The 739-nt window shown below is 72.9% G+C and carries 1 rRNA gene; it reads left to right on the top strand.

Features of this window, described 5'->3' with window-relative positions:
- The first annotated feature begins 1 nt into the window (after position 1).
- Positions 2 to 118, top strand: a 5S ribosomal RNA gene (rrf, locus tag ACRYM2_RS23170).
- Positions 119 to 739: the final 621 nt, after the last annotated feature.

A 739-nucleotide genomic window follows, 5' to 3' on the forward strand; every position in this document is an offset into this window, starting at 1 on the left:
GTCCGGTGGTCATAGCGGTGGGGAAACGCCCGGTCTCATTCCGAACCCGGAAGCTAAGCCCACCAGCGCCGATGGTACTGCTCGGGAGACTGGGTGGGAGAGTAGGACACCGCCGGCCACTCACCTTCAGGTCACTCCTGCGTGGAGTGCCTACGTGTGGGGAGCAGTTCCTCTGTGGAGGAGCTGCTCCCCACACGCATGTCCGGGACGGGTGCGACGGGGCTCGTGAGACCCTGGACCGCCCGGTCAACGGGCTCACAACGTGAACAGCGGCGATGGTCCCGCGCAGAGCGCGGCAGGTGGGAGATCGGCATGGCTGAACCAGGTGCTCGTGGCCGCACTGGAGGCGACGACCGACGCCCCACCGGCGGTGGTCAGCGTCCGGCGCGAGGCGGAGCCCCACGCGCCGGGGCCGGTGACTTCCGGTCGGCTTCAAGCGGTCCGCGTCGCGGCACGGGTGGCGGCCCCTCGTCCGCTGGACGACCGGACCGTCCCCGCCGTTCGTCGCCGGGGGACGACCAGCGTCCTGGTCGCCCCGTGCGCCAGTCGGGCGGGAGCGAGCGCCCTCAGCGCGAAGAGCGCTGGTCCCGTGACGACCGTCCGCGCCGCGATGAGCGTCCCGCTCGCACGCAGGACCGCCCGCAGCGCGATGACCGCCCGTTCCGCTCCGCCGGCCCGCGCCGCGATGACCGCCCCCAGCGCGATGACCGTCCTCGCCGCGACGAGCGTCCCGCTCGCA

Origin of the sequence: Kineococcus aridisoli (genome assembly GCF_050871885.1) — a bacterium.
Classification (GTDB): domain Bacteria; phylum Actinomycetota; class Actinomycetes; order Actinomycetales; family Kineococcaceae; genus Kineococcus.